At 67.1% G+C, this 14,498-nt stretch carries 10 protein-coding genes and 1 riboswitch; of the genes, 5 read left to right on the top strand and 5 right to left on the bottom strand.

Annotated features, from left to right (window positions below):
- Window positions 1-184: 184 nt before the first annotated feature.
- Both secA and AC06FB_RS15640 read left to right on the top strand, forming a co-directional pair.
- Window positions 185-2,917 carry a preprotein translocase subunit SecA gene (gene secA, locus AC06FB_RS15645; RefSeq protein ID WP_053516445.1) on the top strand — a complete coding sequence of 911 codons (2,733 nt, stop codon included), beginning with the start codon at window positions 185-187 and terminating at the stop codon, window positions 2,915-2,917.
- 102 nt (window positions 2,918-3,019) lie between these two features.
- Window positions 3,020-3,973, top strand: a complete 954-nt coding sequence (locus AC06FB_RS15640) for a Nudix family hydrolase (protein ID WP_053516444.1) — start codon at window positions 3,020-3,022, stop codon at window positions 3,971-3,973.
- 70 nt (window positions 3,974-4,043) lie between these two features.
- Here AC06FB_RS15640 and AC06FB_RS15635 read toward each other — a convergent pair whose 3' ends face one another.
- Together AC06FB_RS15635 and metF are read right to left on the bottom strand one after the other, a co-directional pair.
- Window positions 4,044-4,622, bottom strand: a complete 579-nt coding sequence (locus AC06FB_RS15635; RefSeq protein WP_128989146.1) for a DUF4124 domain-containing protein — start codon at window positions 4,620-4,622, stop codon at window positions 4,044-4,046.
- Between the two features lie 40 nt (window positions 4,623-4,662).
- Window positions 4,663-5,490, bottom strand: coding sequence for a methylenetetrahydrofolate reductase [NAD(P)H] (metF, locus tag AC06FB_RS15630; protein WP_053516480.1), 828 nt, complete (start codon window positions 5,488-5,490; stop codon window positions 4,663-4,665).
- Window positions 5,491-5,628: 138 nt separating this feature from the next.
- Between metF and AC06FB_RS15625 the strand changes: the two genes are divergently transcribed.
- Window positions 5,629-6,186 (top strand): DUF3228 family protein, encoded by a 558-nt coding sequence (locus AC06FB_RS15625; RefSeq protein WP_065175850.1) that lies wholly within the window; start codon window positions 5,629-5,631, stop codon window positions 6,184-6,186.
- A 26-nt stretch (window positions 6,187-6,212) separates the two neighbouring features.
- Here AC06FB_RS15625 and AC06FB_RS15620 read toward each other — a convergent pair whose 3' ends face one another.
- From AC06FB_RS15620 to ahcY, 3 genes are all read right to left on the bottom strand, one after another.
- Window positions 6,213-6,698, bottom strand: coding sequence for a hypothetical protein (locus AC06FB_RS15620; RefSeq protein ID WP_459040713.1), 486 nt, complete (start codon window positions 6,696-6,698; stop codon window positions 6,213-6,215).
- Window positions 6,698-7,171 carry a Cys-tRNA(Pro) deacylase gene (gene ybaK / locus AC06FB_RS15615; protein WP_180875710.1) on the bottom strand — a complete coding sequence of 158 codons (474 nt, stop codon included), beginning with the start codon at window positions 7,169-7,171 and terminating at the stop codon, window positions 6,698-6,700. Before ybaK ends, AC06FB_RS15620 begins: the two co-directional genes overlap by 1 nt.
- 224 nt (window positions 7,172-7,395) lie before the next feature.
- Window positions 7,396-8,841 (bottom strand): adenosylhomocysteinase, encoded by a 1,446-nt coding sequence (gene ahcY, locus AC06FB_RS15610; protein WP_053516439.1) that lies wholly within the window; start codon window positions 8,839-8,841, stop codon window positions 7,396-7,398.
- Between the two features lie 36 nt (window positions 8,842-8,877).
- A riboswitch (S-adenosyl-L-homocysteine riboswitch) is annotated at window positions 8,878-8,961 on the bottom strand.
- Between the two features lie 118 nt (window positions 8,962-9,079).
- Between ahcY and AC06FB_RS15605 the strand changes: the two genes are divergently transcribed.
- Both AC06FB_RS15605 and ppc read left to right on the top strand, forming a co-directional pair.
- Window positions 9,080-11,596, top strand: a complete 2,517-nt coding sequence (locus AC06FB_RS15605) for a S9 family peptidase (protein WP_478053871.1) — start codon at window positions 9,080-9,082, stop codon at window positions 11,594-11,596.
- Window positions 11,597-11,765: 169 nt separating this feature from the next.
- On the top strand, window positions 11,766-14,477 hold the full coding sequence (gene ppc, locus AC06FB_RS15600; protein WP_459040770.1) for a phosphoenolpyruvate carboxylase: 2,712 nt from the start codon (window positions 11,766-11,768) through the stop codon (window positions 14,475-14,477).
- Window positions 14,478-14,498: the final 21 nt, after the last annotated feature.

The following is a 14,498-nucleotide window of genomic DNA, read 5'->3' as shown; positions in this document are numbered from 1 at the left end:
GCTCAACCCCGGTTTGCCGGATCCGGGCCGATCACGCCGCACGGGACGCTTGAAACCCCTCCCGGCCGTCCCAAGCTACAATGGGTGTTGCCATCGACAGGGCGCCAAGCGCCCTGTTTCGTTTGCGGCGGACGGATTCCCCAGGGAAGGCCGGGCGTCGTGTCCATCCAACCCGGTTCCTTCAATGATCAACAGCCTGCTTACCCGCGTATTTGGCAGTCGTAACGAACGACAGCTGCGCCAGCTCAACCGCATCGTCGCCAAGATCAATGCGCTGGAGCCGGAGATCGAGAAGCTTTCCGACGAGCAGCTGCAGGCCAAGACGCCGGAGTTCAAGCAGCGCATCGCCGGCGGTGAGGCCCTGGACAAGGTCCTGCCGGAAGCATTCGCGGTCTGCCGCGAAGCCGGCCGCCGCGTGCTCGGCATGCGCCACTACGACGTGCAGCTGATCGGCGGCATGGTCCTGCACCTGGGCAAGATCGCCGAAATGCGTACCGGTGAAGGCAAGACCCTGGTGGCCACGCTGCCGGTGTACCTCAACGCGCTGGAAGGCAAGGGCGTGCACGTGGTCACCGTGAACGACTACCTGGCCCGCCGCGATGCCGCGCAGATGGGCAAGCTGTACAACTGGCTGGGCCTGAGCGTGGGCGTGGTGTATCCGGGCATGCCGCACAGCGACAAGCGCGAAGCCTATTCCGCCGACATCACCTACGGCACCAACAACGAATTCGGTTTCGACTACCTGCGCGACAACATGGCGCTGTCCAAGGCCGATCGCTACCAGCGCGGCCTGCATTACGCCATCGTCGACGAAGTCGACTCCATCCTGATCGACGAAGCACGCACCCCGCTGATCATCTCCGGCCCGGCCGACGATTCCCCGGAGCTGTACATCCGCGTCAACCGCATCGTGCCGAACCTGGTCAAGCAGGAAGTGGAAGACGGCGAGGGCGACTTCTGGGTCGACGAGAAGGGCAAGCAGGTGCACCTGTCCGAAGCGGGCATGGAGCACGCCGAACAGCTGCTGGTCGAGGCCGGCATCCTCAACGGCGACACCGAAGGCCTGTACGCGGCGCAGAACCTGACCGTGGTCCACCACCTCAACGCCGCCCTGCGCGCGCACGCCATCTACCAGCGTGACGTGGACTACATCGTGCGCGATGGTGAAGTGGTGATCGTGGACGAGTTCACCGGCCGTACCCTGGCCGGTCGCCGCTGGTCCGACGGCCTGCACCAGGCGGTGGAGGCGAAGGAAGGCGTGCCGGTGCAGCGTGAGAACCAGACGCTGGCCAGCATTACCTTCCAGAACCTGTTCCGCATGTACAAGAAGCTGTCCGGCATGACCGGTACGGCCGATACCGAAGCATTCGAGTTCCAGAGCATCTACGGCCTGGAAGTGGTGGTGATCCCGACCAACCGCCCGACCATCCGCAAGGACAGCCCGGACCAGGTGTTCCTCAACCGCAAGGGCAAGTTCAACGCGGTGCTGGCCGACATCGAGGAATGCGCCAAGCGCGGCCAGCCGGTGCTGGTCGGTACCACCTCGATCGAAACCTCGGAAATGCTGTCCGAGCACCTGCGCAAGGCGGGCGTGAAGCACGAAGTGCTCAACGCCAAGCAGCATGACCGCGAAGCGACCATCGTCGCCAATGCCGGTCGTCCCGGCGCGGTGACCATCGCCACCAACATGGCCGGTCGTGGTACCGACATCGTGCTCGGTGGTTCGCTGGAAGCCGAGCTGCATGCGCTGGGCGAAGATGCCACCGATGAACAGAAGGCGGCGATCAAGGCCGACTGGCAGCAGCGCCACGAAGCAGTGAAGGCGGCAGGCGGCCTGCACATCGTCGGCACCGAGCGCCATGAATCGCGTCGTATCGACAACCAGCTGCGTGGCCGTTCGGGCCGCCAGGGCGACCCGGGTTCGTCCCGCTTCTACCTGTCGCTGGAAGACAACCTGATGCGCATCTTCGCCTCCGACTGGGTGCAGAAGGCCATGCGCATGATGGGCATGAAGGAAGACGACGTCATCGAAGACCGCCTGGTCAGCCGCCAGATCGAGAAGGCGCAGCGCAAGGTCGAGGCCCACAACTTCGACATCCGCAAGAACCTGCTGGACTTCGACGACGTCAACAACGACCAGCGCAAGGTCATCTACGCCCAGCGCGATGAACTGCTGGACGCCGAATCGGTGAAGGAGAACGTCGATGGCATCCGCGACGACGTCGTCTTCGACATCGTTGCGCGCTTCGTGCCGCCGAACTCGGTGGACGAGCAGTGGGACCTGCGTGGCCTGGAAGCGACCCTGGAGTCGGAGTTCGGCCTGCAGATGTCGCTGACCGACCTGGTCAAGTCGCACGAGGAACTGGACGCCGAAACCATCGCCGCCAAGGTGCAGGAGCGCGTCAACCAGCACTTCGCCGAGAAGGAAGCCAGCGTCGGCGACGAGACCATGCGCGCGCTGGAAAAGCATGTGATGCTGACCGTGCTGGACCAGAGCTGGAAGGAGCACCTGGCACGCATGGACTACCTGCGCCAGGGCATCTACCTGCGGGGTTACGCGCAGAAGCAGCCGAAGCAGGAGTACAAGAAGGAAGCCTTCGAGCTGTTCTCGGACATGCTGGAGAACGTCAAGCGCGAAGTGGTGACCCTGCTCGCCCGCGTGCGCATCCGCAGCGACGAGGAAGTGCAGGCACTGGAAGCGGCCGAGCGCCAGCAGGTCGAGGCACGCCTGCGCCAGTCGCAGTTCCAGCACCAGGACGCCGGCGGCTACAGCGCCGACGAGGAAGCGGCGCAGGTGCAGGCCGCGCAGCAGGGCGTGGCCCAGGTGCAGCGCGAAGAAGCCAAGATCGGCCGCAACGATCCGTGCCCGTGCGGCAGTGGCAAGAAGTACAAGCACTGCCACGGCCAGCTGAGCTGACCGGCCAGAGAGCCCCGCGAAAGCGGGGCTCTCCCGTTCTGGGGCAGGAAAGTACGCGATCCGCGATTGCGCCGGTCCCCCTGTTGTAGGCATGCTCCCTGCATGCCTTCCCCCACCCGATCGATCCATGTCGTGGCGGCCGTCATCACCGACGCCCGTGGCCGCGTGCTGCTCAACCGTCGTACCGAGAACCGCGACATGGCCGGCCTGTGGGAGTTCCCCGGCGGCAAGCGCGAAGCGGGCGAAACCTCCGCGCAGGCCCTGGTGCGTGAACTGCGCGAGGAACTGGGCATCGAAGCCGAGGTCGGCGACTGGATCATGGACGTGCCACAGCGGTACCCGGACAAGCACCTGACGCTGGAAGTGCGGCACGTCCGCAGCTGGAAGGGCACACCGCGCGGTCGCGAAGGCCAGGCCATCACCTGGGTCGCGCAGGACAAGCTCGGACGCTACTCGATGCCGCCGGCCGACCTGCCGGTGGTGGCGGCACTGCGCGAGCCCGACTGCTATCTGGTCACCCCTGCCCCGGGTGAGGACGAGGCCGGTCAACGGCAGTGGCAGGAACGGCTGCAGCGCGCGGTCAGTGGCGGCCAGCAGCGCATCCAGCTGCGCCTGCCGCTGCAGCATCCTCGCCGTCAGGCCCTGATCGAGCAGGCGCTGCGCGCGCACCGGCGCGGGGTGCAGTGGCTGCTGAACCGCGATATCGAACTGGCGCGCTCGCTGGGTGTCGGCGTGCATCTGGGCAGCGAACAGCTGTTGTCCCTGCAGGCGCGACCGTTGCCGGATGGGCAGCTGGTGGGAGCCTCCTGCCACGATCTTGAGCAGCTGCAGGCCGCACAACGGCTGGGATGCGACTTCGCCGTGCTTGGGCCGGTGCAGGCGACCGCCAGCCATCCCGAGGCAACGCCGCTGGGCTGGGATGCGTTTGCCGCCCTGCGTGCACAGGTATCGCTGCCCATCTACGCGCTGGGTGGGATGGCACGCGGCCAGGTCGCTGAGGCGCGCCGCCATGGTGGGCAGGGCATCGCCGCCATCCGCAGCCTGTGGCCGGAGTAGAGCACGCTCGCGGGGTCAGATCCCCGCGCAGCCGGGCTCTGACCCCATTGCCGGGATCGGACCCCACCGGTCACAATGTGATCCAGAAACAGCCGTACTGACGTCGCAGTCCCAGCACCGTCGCGGCGCGGGTGGCGCTGCCAGGCAGCGTCTGCTCAAGCCGCAGGCCTACGGGATGGCGCGACGTGGAGGGCTCGGTCGCGGATCCGGCCAGTGCAGGATCCTCGTCCTGGAGAACGGCCTGTGCCTGCTGCGGATAGACCGGCACGACGTCCACAAGTGGCCGCCGCGCCAGCGACTCCAGCTGGCCGAGGATGCGCTGCGCGCCCGCGTCGGACACCGCCCCCCAGAGATAGAGTGAGGACAAGCGGTTCACGTCGTTGCCGGTGATGCCGGTGCGCAGGGCCTGTACCAGCTCGCTCAGGCGGCGCGGGCAGCGCGCCCCCAGCGAGTCCTGCGGCAGGTGGTTGCCGGCAGGAGCGGGAGGTGGCAGCCGTGATCGCGCGCCGATGCTGTCGCAGGGCCGGTCGGTGTAGACGCTCTGGCCTTGTGCATCGGTGCAGCGGTTCAGGCGCGAGGCCTGGCCGTGGGCAACGCCGGGCGCAGCGGACAGCAGCAGCGGCAGCAGCAGGAGTGAAATGGATCTCATCGACGCAGGGTAGCGCCGAATGCACGCGTGCAGCGTGCTTTCAGCCCTGCAGCAGTTTCAACACGGCCGTTGTCGGCTTGGCCAGGTTCAGTGTGTAGAAGTGCAGGCCCGGCGCGCCGCCTTCGATCAGGCGCTGACACAGCTTGGCCACCACTTCGGCGCCGAATGCACGCACCGATGCCGCGTCATCGCCGTAGGCCTGCATCTTGCGGCCGATCCAGCGCGGGATCTCGGCACCGCATTGCTCGGAGAAGCGGCGCAGCTGGCTGAAGTTGGCGATCGGCATGATGCCGGGCGTGATCGGCACGTCCACGCCAAGCCGGCGCACTTCATCCACGAAGTGGAAGTAGGCGTCGGGGTTGAAGAAGTACTGGGTGATCGCCGCGTCGGCGCCGGCATCGATCTTGGCCTTGAAGTGCTTCAGGTCGGCCAGGGCATCGGAGGCCTGCGGATGTGTTTCGGGGTAGGCACCGACCTCGATGCGGAAGGCATTGCCATGTTCGGCACGGATGAAGGCGATCAGTTCGGCGGCGTAGCGCAGGTCGCCAGGAAAGCCCATGCCCGAGGGCAGGTCACCCCGCAGCGCGACCAGCCGGCGGCAGCCGATCGCGCGGTACAGCTTGAGCAGCTCGCGGATTTCCTGGCGGGTGCCGCCGACACAGGAGAGATGAGGCGCCGCCTCGAAGCCGTGGTGCTGGTTGAGATGGCGCACGGTCTCGGAGGTGTAGCTCAGGGTCGAGCCACCGGCGCCGAACGTACAGGACACGTACTCGGGCGCGTAGTCCTTCAGCTTCGCCGCGGCACGGTCGAGCTGGCTGCGCTGTTCGTCGGTCTTGGGCGGATAGAACTCGAAGCTGATGGCGGTCATGGCACGGGCGATGGCGGCGGGTGCGAACCAGTATATCGCTTCATCAAGATGGATGTGCAATGAATGTGTGAAGCGCCTGCCGCGAAGGGGGAAGGGCGGGTACCCTGTGCCACTGAATTCCTGATCACGCCGCACACCATGTCCATCGTCCTTACCGATTTCGCCCGTCCCCGCCTGTTCCCGCGCGTGCCGCGCGGCAACACCATCCAGGACTGCACTGCCGAGCAGTTCGAGGCGTATCTCAACGCACACGCACCGCTGAAGGTGCTCGACGGCTACGCGCCGTTCTGCAAGCTGTTCGTCTACGAGAACTGGACCAGCACGCGCTGCCTGACCGTGCCGGTCACCGATGCCAACCGCCACCTGCTGCGCAGCGGCTACGAAGCGCGCAACCGCGATGAGCTGCCGGTGCTGGTGCGTTGGTTCGAAGGCGTCGAATCGCCGCGTGCGAACTACCTGGTGGTGATCCTGTACAGCGCTGAGCAGCTGGCCAAAGAGGGCTCACCGATCGATGCGGACTGGGGCATCGTCGGCTGCATCTACACTGCCGAACCGGAGGAGGTGCCGATGGCGCCGATCACGATGATGCGCAATGCGCTCGGTGTGGAGGAGGGCGGTTCCGGCGTGCCGCTGGACCGTGAGGCCTACCAGCGTTCGGTGGCGTTCTGGGAGAACAACGCCAACTGGCGGCCGTAAGCCCGGTCACGTGCGTCCGGCCGCGCTCAGCCGGAAAGCCATTCCCACCACGGGTAATGGTATTCGCGGTCGATTGCCTGCCAGTGCTGGCCGCAGTGTGCACAGGCGACCATGTGGCAATCGCCCCAACCATCCTCGGCCTCCTGCAACGAGAGCAGCTGCATGTGGCCCTGTTCGATCAGGCGCCGGGGATCGAAGAACGGGTAGGTGGGGTTGAGCGCGCACAGGCAACCCTCGCGCGCCTGCCAGTGGCGCAATCGTCGCAGCGCCGCCTTCAGGTGCGCCTGGTTGCTGACGAGCATGCCGCCGAGTTCGACGGGCTGGCAGCGTCGCTCGATCAGGTCGGCGTGCGATGCCAGGGCCTCCAGCGAGGAGGGGGTGAACAACCGCGCAACCGTGCGCGCGGCGTCGGTGATGCGGCTGGCGTCGCGCGACAGCAGATCCTGCAGCAGCACGTCGGCCTGTGCATCGTCGAGCCGGGGTATCGGCGCTGCGGACCACGGCCAGCGCATCAGCGGGCCTTGCCGATGGCGGCGTAATGGCCGGCCGTAAGGCGCAGCAGGTCGGCCGGCGCCAGTTCCACTTCCAGTCCACGACGCCCGGCGCTGACATGCAGGCTGGGCAATACCTGCGCACTGGCATCCAGGAACGTGCGCAGGCGCTTCTTCTGCCCGAGCGGGCTGATGCCACCGACCACGTAGCCGGTGGCGCGCTGGGCGGCGTCGGCAGCGGCCATCTCACACTTCCGGCAGCCGGCTGCTTCCGCCAACGCCTTCAGGTCCAACTGGCCGGCCACCGGCACGATCGCCACCAGCAGCTCGTGGGTTTCGGTGCTGGCCAGCAGGGTCTTGAATACCTGTGCCGGGTTGAGGCCCAGCTTGTCGACGGCCTCGCCACCATACGATTCGGCGTGGGCATCGTGCACGTAGCTGCGTACGGTGTGGGCGATCTTCTCGCGCTTGAGCAGGGTGATGGCCGGAGTCATGGGCGCATCGTAGCGTGGGGCGACGCGGCTGCCTTGACCGAGGCTGTTGCCATGATCTGGTAGCGCCGGACCATGCCCGGTGGCGTGGAGATCGTATTGCCTGCGTGTCGATGAGCAGGCGCCCTGTACCCGCCGGGCATGGCCCGGCGCTACCGGCGTGCCGAATGCAGAACGGGCGCCCGAAGGCGCCCGTTCTTTCTGCTTCCGTTACCCCGGGCGCGGCATCAGTAGCGGTAGTGGTCCGGCTTGAACGGGCCTTCCACCGGCACGCCGATGTAGTCGGCCTGTTCCTGGGTCAGGGTGGTCAGCTTCACACCGATCTTCTCCAGGTGCAGGCGTGCCACTTCCTCGTCCAGCTTCTTCGGCAGCAGGTAGACCTTCTTCTCGTAGTTGTCCTTGTTCGCCCACAGGTCGATCTGTGCCAGGGTCTGGTTGGCGAAGCTGTTGGACATCACGAAGCTCGGGTGGCCGGTGGCACAGCCCAGGTTCACCAGGCGGCCCTCGGCCAGCAGGAAGATCGCATTGCCGTTCGGGAAGACGTACTTGTCGACCTGCGGCTTGATGTTGACGTGCTTGATGCCCGGGTAGGACACCAGCGCATCGACCTGGATCTCGTTGTCGAAGTGGCCGATGTTGCAGACGATGGCCTGGTCCTTCATCGCGCTCAGGTGCTCGATGCGGATGATGTCCTTGTTGCCGGTGGTGGTGACGTACAGGTCGGCGCGGCCCAGGGTCGATTCGATGGTGTTGACTTCATAGCCTTCCATCGCTGCCTGCAGGGCGCAGATCGGATCGATTTCGGTCACGACCACGCGTGCGCCGTAGGCACGCAGCGAGGCGGCGCAGCCCTTGCCGACGTCACCGTAACCGCAGACCACGGCCAGCTTGCCGGCCAGCATCACGTCCATGGCACGCTTCAGGCCATCGGCCAGCGACTCGCGGCAGCCGTACAGGTTGTCGAACTTGCTCTTGGTGACCGAATCGTTGACGTTGATCGCCGGAATCAGCAGGGTGCCGGCCTGGGCCAGCTGGTACAGGCGGTGCACGCCGGTGGTGGTCTCTTCGGAGACGCCCTTCCAGTCCTTGACCACGCGGCCCCAGTAACCCGGGCGCTCCTTGGCCACGCGCTTGAGCAGGTTCTTGATGACCTGTTCCTCGTGCGAGGAGGAGGCGGTGTTGACCCAGTCACTGCCGTTTTCCAGCTCGTAGCCCTTGTGGATCAGCAGGGTGACGTCGCCACCGTCATCGACCACCAGCTCCGGACCGGTCAGGGTGCCGTCGGCCAGGGTGAAGGTGAGCGCGTCCAGGGTGCAGTCCCAGTACTCTTCCAGGGTCTCGCCCTTCCAGGCGAACACCGGGGTGCCGGTGGCGGCGATGGCCGCAGCCGCATGGTCCTGGGTCGAGAAGATGTTGCACGAGGCCCAGCGCACGTCGGCGCCGATGTCCTTCAGCGTTTCGATCAGCACCGCGGTCTGGATGGTCATGTGCAGCGAGCCGGTCACACGCACGCCCTTCAGCGGCAGCTCGGCCTGGTACTTGCGGCGGATCGACATCAGGCCCGGCATTTCATGCTCGGCGATGTCCAGTTCCTTGCGGCCCCAGTCGGCCAGGGTGATGTCGCGGATCTTGTAATCGCCTTCGGTGGAGAAGGTCTTGGCAACAGCGTTCATGCAGTAGCTCCGGTTGTGGGCGAGCGGGTGCTCGCATCTAGCCGGGCGCCGTTGTTACAGAGCCACCTCACCGAGCCTGGCCGGCCTCATGGGGGTCCGGTCGCAGCGCCCCTCGGGAGGGGAGAACGGCCATTATATCGCGCGCCCGGTGTTTCATCGGCGTGACCCAACCATCGGCAGATGGGCGCCTGTGCACGGACTGTTAAGGTCGGGTTTTAACGCACCCTCAGGTGGAACGATGAGCATGCATGTACGCCGCAACCGGCGCTTGACCGGCCTGGTCCTGTCCATGGCCCTGTTGGCGGTGGCCCCGCTGGCCTGGGCGGCAGCGCCGCAGCCTGCGGCGGCCCAGGCCCAGGGGGCAAACGGCTACGAGCTGCCCTCGGCCGAGCTGCAGGCGGTGGTCGACGCCCCGCGTGCGCCCTCGCTGTACCTGTCGCCGCGCCGCGATGTGGCCGCGCTGATGCAGATGCCGTCGCTGCCGTCGATCCAGGTGGTGGCCCAGCCGGAACTGAAGCTGGCAGGCCTGCGCATCAACCCGCGCACGTTCTCCGACAGCCGTTTCAGCTTCGGCGAGAAGCTGTGGCTGATGAGCGTGGCCGACGGCAGGGAGCGGCAGATCAGCGGCCTGCCGGGCACGCTGTCGATTGCCAGCCTGGCATGGTCGCCGGACCAGAAGTGGCTGGCCTTCAATCAGGTCGACGCCGCCAGTGGCGCCAATGAACTGTGGCTGGTGGATGTGGCCGCCGGCAGCGCCCGTCGCCTGGTCGCCGGCCTGAACACGGTGATCGGCAGCGGCTACCAGTGGCTGCCGGACAGCCGTGGTCTGGTGGTGTTCACCCGCCCGGCCAACCTCGGCGCCGCCCCGGCCGCCGACGGCATTCCCACCGGCCCCGCCGTGCAGCAGACCAGCCAGGGCGGCGGCGTGGTGTCGATCCGTACCTATCAGGACCTGCTGAAGAACGAGGCCGACGCGCGCCAGTTCGACTACTACGCCACCACCCAGCCGATGGAAGTCAGCCTGGATGGCCGCACCCGCGCGATCGGCGCGGCGGGCATCTTCATGGGCTTCTCGGTATCGCCGGATGGCCGCTTCGTGCTGCGCCAGCCGGTGCAGCGGCCTTACTCCTATGTGGTGCCGGTCAGCAGCTTCCCGCGCCGCATTGAAGTGATCGACCGTGCCAGCGGCCAACTGGTGCACACCGTGGCCGTGCGCCCGCTGGTGGAAGGCCTGCCGACCGGCAACGACGCCGAAGTGACCGGCGTACGCGACATCATCTGGCGCGGCGATGCCGATGCCACGCTGGTCTGGGCCGAGGCCCAGGACGGTGGTGATCCGAACCGCGACGCCAAGGTGCGCGACGCCGTGCTGATGCAGGCCGCCCCGTTCGACAGGCCGCCGGTGACGCTGGCCCAGCTCGGCAGCCGTCTGGCCGGCATCAGCTGGGGCCGTGGCGACCTGGCCCTGCTCACCGAGTCGTGGTGGAAGACCCGCAGGACCAAGACCTGGTTGATTGCCCCGGACAACGCCGGTACCGAGCCGCGCCTGCTGTGGGATCGTGATGCGCAGGACCGCTATTCCGATCCGGGCCGGCCCCAGCTGTCCAGCGACGATCGCGGCCGCTCGCTGCTGCAGACCAGCCCCGATGGTGGCAGCCTGTATCTGGTTGGTGCCGGTGCTTCGCCGGAAGGTGACCGTCCGTTCGTGGACCGCTTCGACATCGCCAGCGGAAAGGCCTCCCGCCTGTTCCACTCGCAGGCGCCGAACTATTCGGTGCCGGTGGCATTGCTGGACAACCAGGGCAGCTCGCTGCTGCTGAGCCGTGAAAGCCCGGACGAGCCGACCAACTTCCATGTGCAATCGCTCACCGATGCCGGCGCGGCACCGCGCGCGCTGACCCACTTCCCGCATCCGCTGCCGCAGCTCAAGGGCGTGCAGAAGGAGCAGATCCGCTACAAGCGTGCCGACGGCGTGGACCTCACGGCCACGCTGCTGCTGCCGCCGGGCTACGATCCCACGCGCGACGGCCCGCGCCCGCTGCTGATGTGGGCCTACCCGGGCGAGTTCAAGAGCGCCGCGGCCGCCAGCCAGGTCACCGATTCGCCGTACCGTTTCAACGCGATCAGCTACTGGGGGCCGCAGGCCTTCCTGGCCAAGGGCTATGTGGTGCTGGCAAGTCCTTCGATGCCGATCATCGGCGAGGGCGACAAGGAACCCAACGACACCTATATCGAACAGCTGGTGGCCAATGCCCAGGCTGCGGTGGACGAAGTGGTGCGCCGTGGCGTGACCGACCGCGACCATATCGCCATCGGCGGCCATTCCTACGGTGCGTTCATGACCGCGAACCTGCTTGCGCATACGCGCCTGTTCAAGGCCGGCATCGCCCGCAGTGGTGCCTACAACCGTACGCTGACGCCGTTCGGCTTCCAGGCCGAAGAGCGCAACTACTGGCAGGCGCAGGACGTGTATCAGAAGATGGCGCCGTTCAACTATGCGGACCGGATCAAGGATCCGATCCTGTTCATTCACGGCGTGGATGACAACAATTCCGGCACCTTCCCGATGCAGAGCGAGCGCATGTTCGCCGCGGTGAAGGGACTTGGAGGGACGGCGCGCCTGGTGATGCTGCCGAACGAATCGCACGCCTATCGTGCACGCGAATCGATCATGACCATGCTGGCCGAGAGCGAGCGCTGGCTGGAGCAGACCATCGGCCCGGCAGCCTCGGGCAAGACGAAGAAGAAGCGCTGACACGTGCATGCCGGCGGCCCCTGCGACGGGGCCGCCCCGGCCCGGTTGCCTCCCACATCGGCAGCGCTGGCGTTGCATGCAGATGAAACCATTTCTGCATCGCAGCACAGCCCCCGATCTGGGATAGGCTTGGATCCAGGATCCGTTGACCGAGGCCCGTGCGTCGCCGATGAACGAGTACCGCAGCAGCATCGAGTTTGCTTCTCCCGATCTTCCGCTCCGCGATGACGTGCGCCGGCTCGGCGCGCTGGTCGGCGACCTGCTGGTCGAGCAGGTTTCGGCAACCTTCCTCGACGATGTCGAGGATGTGCGCACGCGGGCCATCGCCCGCCGCGAAAACCAGGCGCCGCTGTCGGAGCTGGCCGATGGTCTGGCCGGTCGCACGCCGCAGCAGGCCGAGACGATGGTGCGGGCGTTCAGCACCTACTTCCAGGTGGTCAACATTGCCGAGCGCGTGCACCGCATCCGCCGCCGCCGCGACTACCAGCGTGCCGGTACTGCCGCGCCGCAGCCGGATGGCCTGCAGGATGCGCTGCAGCACCTGAAGGCGCAGGGCGTGACGCTGGATGAGTTGGCGCAGTGGCTGCCGCGCATCGATATCGAACCGGTGTTCACTGCGCATCCGACCGAAGCCGTGCGCCGCGCACTGCTGGAGAAAGAGCAGCTGATGGTGGCCAGCCTGGTCGACAACCTCGACGGCCAGCGCACGCCGGGCGAGGCGGCAGCGGATGCTGCACGCTTCCGCATGGCGCTGACCGCTTCCTGGCAGACCACCGACTCCTCGCCGGTGCGGCCGACGGTCGATGACGAGCGCGAGCATGTCGGCTTCTATCTGGTGCAGGTGCTGTACCGGGTGATACCCGTGCTGTACGAATCCCTGCAGCAGGCGCTGCGTGATACCTATGGCGAAGAACTGGCGCTGCCGCGCCTGCTGCGTTTCGGCACATGGGTGGGCGGCGACATGGACGGCAACCCGAACGTGGACGCCCGCACCATCCGCAGCACGCTCGATGCCCAGCGACAGGCAGTGCTGGGGCGCTACCAGAAGGAACTGCTGCAGCTGGCCAGCCTGCTCAGCCAGTCCACCGAGCGGGTGGGCGTGAGCGATGCGCTGCAGGCGCGCGTGTCGCACTACCAGCAGCTGTTGCCGAAGGTGCAGTCGCGCCCGCGGCACGCCGACATGCCGTACCGGCTGCTCAACGACCGCATGCGTGCGCGCCTGCAGGCCACCCTGGACGATGCAGAGGGGGCCTATGCAGGTCCGGACGAGCTGATCGACGATCTGCAGCTGATCCTCGACAGCCTGCGTGCCAACCGTGGCGAGCATGCCGGCGGATTCGCCGTGCAGCGACTGTTGTGGCGGGTGAAGACGTTCGGCTTCCATCTGGCGCGGCTGGACGTGCGGCAGGAATCGAGCGTGCATGCGCGCGCGCTGGCGGCGGTGCTGGGCGGCGAAGCGGCGTGGGACGGATTGGATCCATTGGCCCGCGCCGGCCTGTTGGGGCCACACGCCAGCGGCGAGCAGCCGCTGCCGGTGGGCGATGACGAGGGCAACCAGCGACTGGATGCGGTGTTCGCGGCGCTGGCCGACGCGCGCGCGCGGCATGGCAGCGAGGCGCTGGGCAGCTACATCATCTCGATGGCACATGACCGCAGCGATGTGCTGGCCGTGCTGGCGCTGGCGCGCCGCGGCGGATTGGCTGACGAGGACGGCGCGGTGCCGCTGGACATCGCACCGCTGTTCGAGACGGTGGACGATCTCAAGCGCGGTACCGCGACGCTGCGCGACCTGCTGGCCGATCCGGTCTATCGCGCTCATCTGCGGGCACGCGGTGATGTGCAGATGGTGATGCTGGGTTACTCCGACAGCAGCAAGGACGGCGGCATCGCCGCCTCGCGCTGGGGCCTGCAGCGTGCGCAGGTGGAACTGCTGGACGTGGCGGCGGAGGCCGGCATCCGCCTGACCTTCTTCCACGGCCGTGGTGGTTCGATCAGCCGGGGCGGTGGCAAGACCACGCACGCGGTGGACGCGTCGCCACGTGGCAGCATCGATGGTCGCCTGCGCGTGACCGAGCAGGGCGAGGTGATCCACCGCAAGTACGGCATCCGCGCGCTGGCGCTGCGATCGCTCGAGCAGGCCACCGGTGCGGTGCTGCGGGCCAGTCTGCGTCCGCGTGCCGCGGAACCTCGCGAGGAGGGCTGGCGACCGGTGATGGACGTGGTCGCCGCCACCAGCAGCGAGGTCTATCGCGCCTTCGTCGGCCAGGCCGGTTTCATGGATTACTTCCGAACGGCGACGCCGATCGATGTGATCGAGCGGATGACGCTGGGTTCACGGCCGTCGCGTCGTCTCGGCCAGGATGCGGCACTGGGCAACCTGCGTGCGATCCCGTGGGTATTCGCCTGGAGCCAGGCCCGCGCGGTGATTCCCGGCTGGTATGGCGTGGGCAGCGGCCTGCAGGCGGCGGTGGATGCCGGCCATGAACCTGTCCTGCGCGACATGGCGCGCGACTGGCCGTTCTTCCGCACCTTCCTGGACGACATCGCAATGGTGCTGTCCAAGGGCGATATCACCATCGCCGAACAGTTCTCGCGTCTCTCCGGTGACCTGCACGGGCGCTTTTTCCCGCAGATCCAGCACGAACTGGCGCTGACCCGCCGCTGGCTGCTGGCACTGATGGACCAGCAGACCTTGCTGGAGCACGATGCGCGGCTGGCGCTGTCGATCCGACTGCGCAATCCCTACGTCGATCCGATCAGCGTGCTGCAGGTGGACCTGCTGCAGCGCTGGCGCGAAAGCGGGCGGGAGGACGAAGAACTGCTGCGCGCGCTGGTGGCCTGCGTGAATGGTGTTTCGCAGGGCGTGCAGAACACCGGGTGATCCGCATCCGCCGGGCATGGC

The organism is Stenotrophomonas sp. Steno-C15 (assembly GCF_056393265.1).
Note: the sequence above shows the minus strand (reverse complement) of the source record. Positions and strands in the feature narration are given on the sequence as shown.

What these genes read in the sequence shown, in the direction of transcription:
- AC06FB_RS15625 (WP_065175850.1), top strand. Translation starts at nt 5,629, where the DNA reads ATGTCCATCGTCCTTACCGATTTCGCCCGTCCCCGCCTGTTCCCGCGC.
- AC06FB_RS15620 (WP_459040713.1), bottom strand. Translation starts at nt 6,698, where the DNA reads ATGCGCTGGCCGTGGTCCGCAGCGCCGATACCCCGGCTCGACGATGCA.
- AC06FB_RS15635 (WP_128989146.1), bottom strand. Translation starts at nt 4,622, where the DNA reads ATGAGATCCATTTCACTCCTGCTGCTGCCGCTGCTGCTGTCCGCTGCG.
- secA (WP_053516445.1), top strand. Translation starts at nt 185, where the DNA reads ATGATCAACAGCCTGCTTACCCGCGTATTTGGCAGTCGTAACGAACGA.
- metF (WP_053516480.1), bottom strand. Translation starts at nt 5,490, where the DNA reads ATGACCGCCATCAGCTTCGAGTTCTATCCGCCCAAGACCGACGAACAG.
- ybaK (WP_180875710.1), bottom strand. Translation starts at nt 7,171, where the DNA reads ATGACTCCGGCCATCACCCTGCTCAAGCGCGAGAAGATCGCCCACACC.
- ppc (WP_459040770.1), top strand. Translation starts at nt 11,766, where the DNA reads ATGAACGAGTACCGCAGCAGCATCGAGTTTGCTTCTCCCGATCTTCCG.
- AC06FB_RS15640 (WP_053516444.1), top strand. Translation starts at nt 3,020, where the DNA reads ATGCCTTCCCCCACCCGATCGATCCATGTCGTGGCGGCCGTCATCACC.
- ahcY (WP_053516439.1), bottom strand. Translation starts at nt 8,841, where the DNA reads ATGAACGCTGTTGCCAAGACCTTCTCCACCGAAGGCGATTACAAGATC.
- AC06FB_RS15605 (WP_478053871.1), top strand. Translation starts at nt 9,080, where the DNA reads ATGAGCATGCATGTACGCCGCAACCGGCGCTTGACCGGCCTGGTCCTG.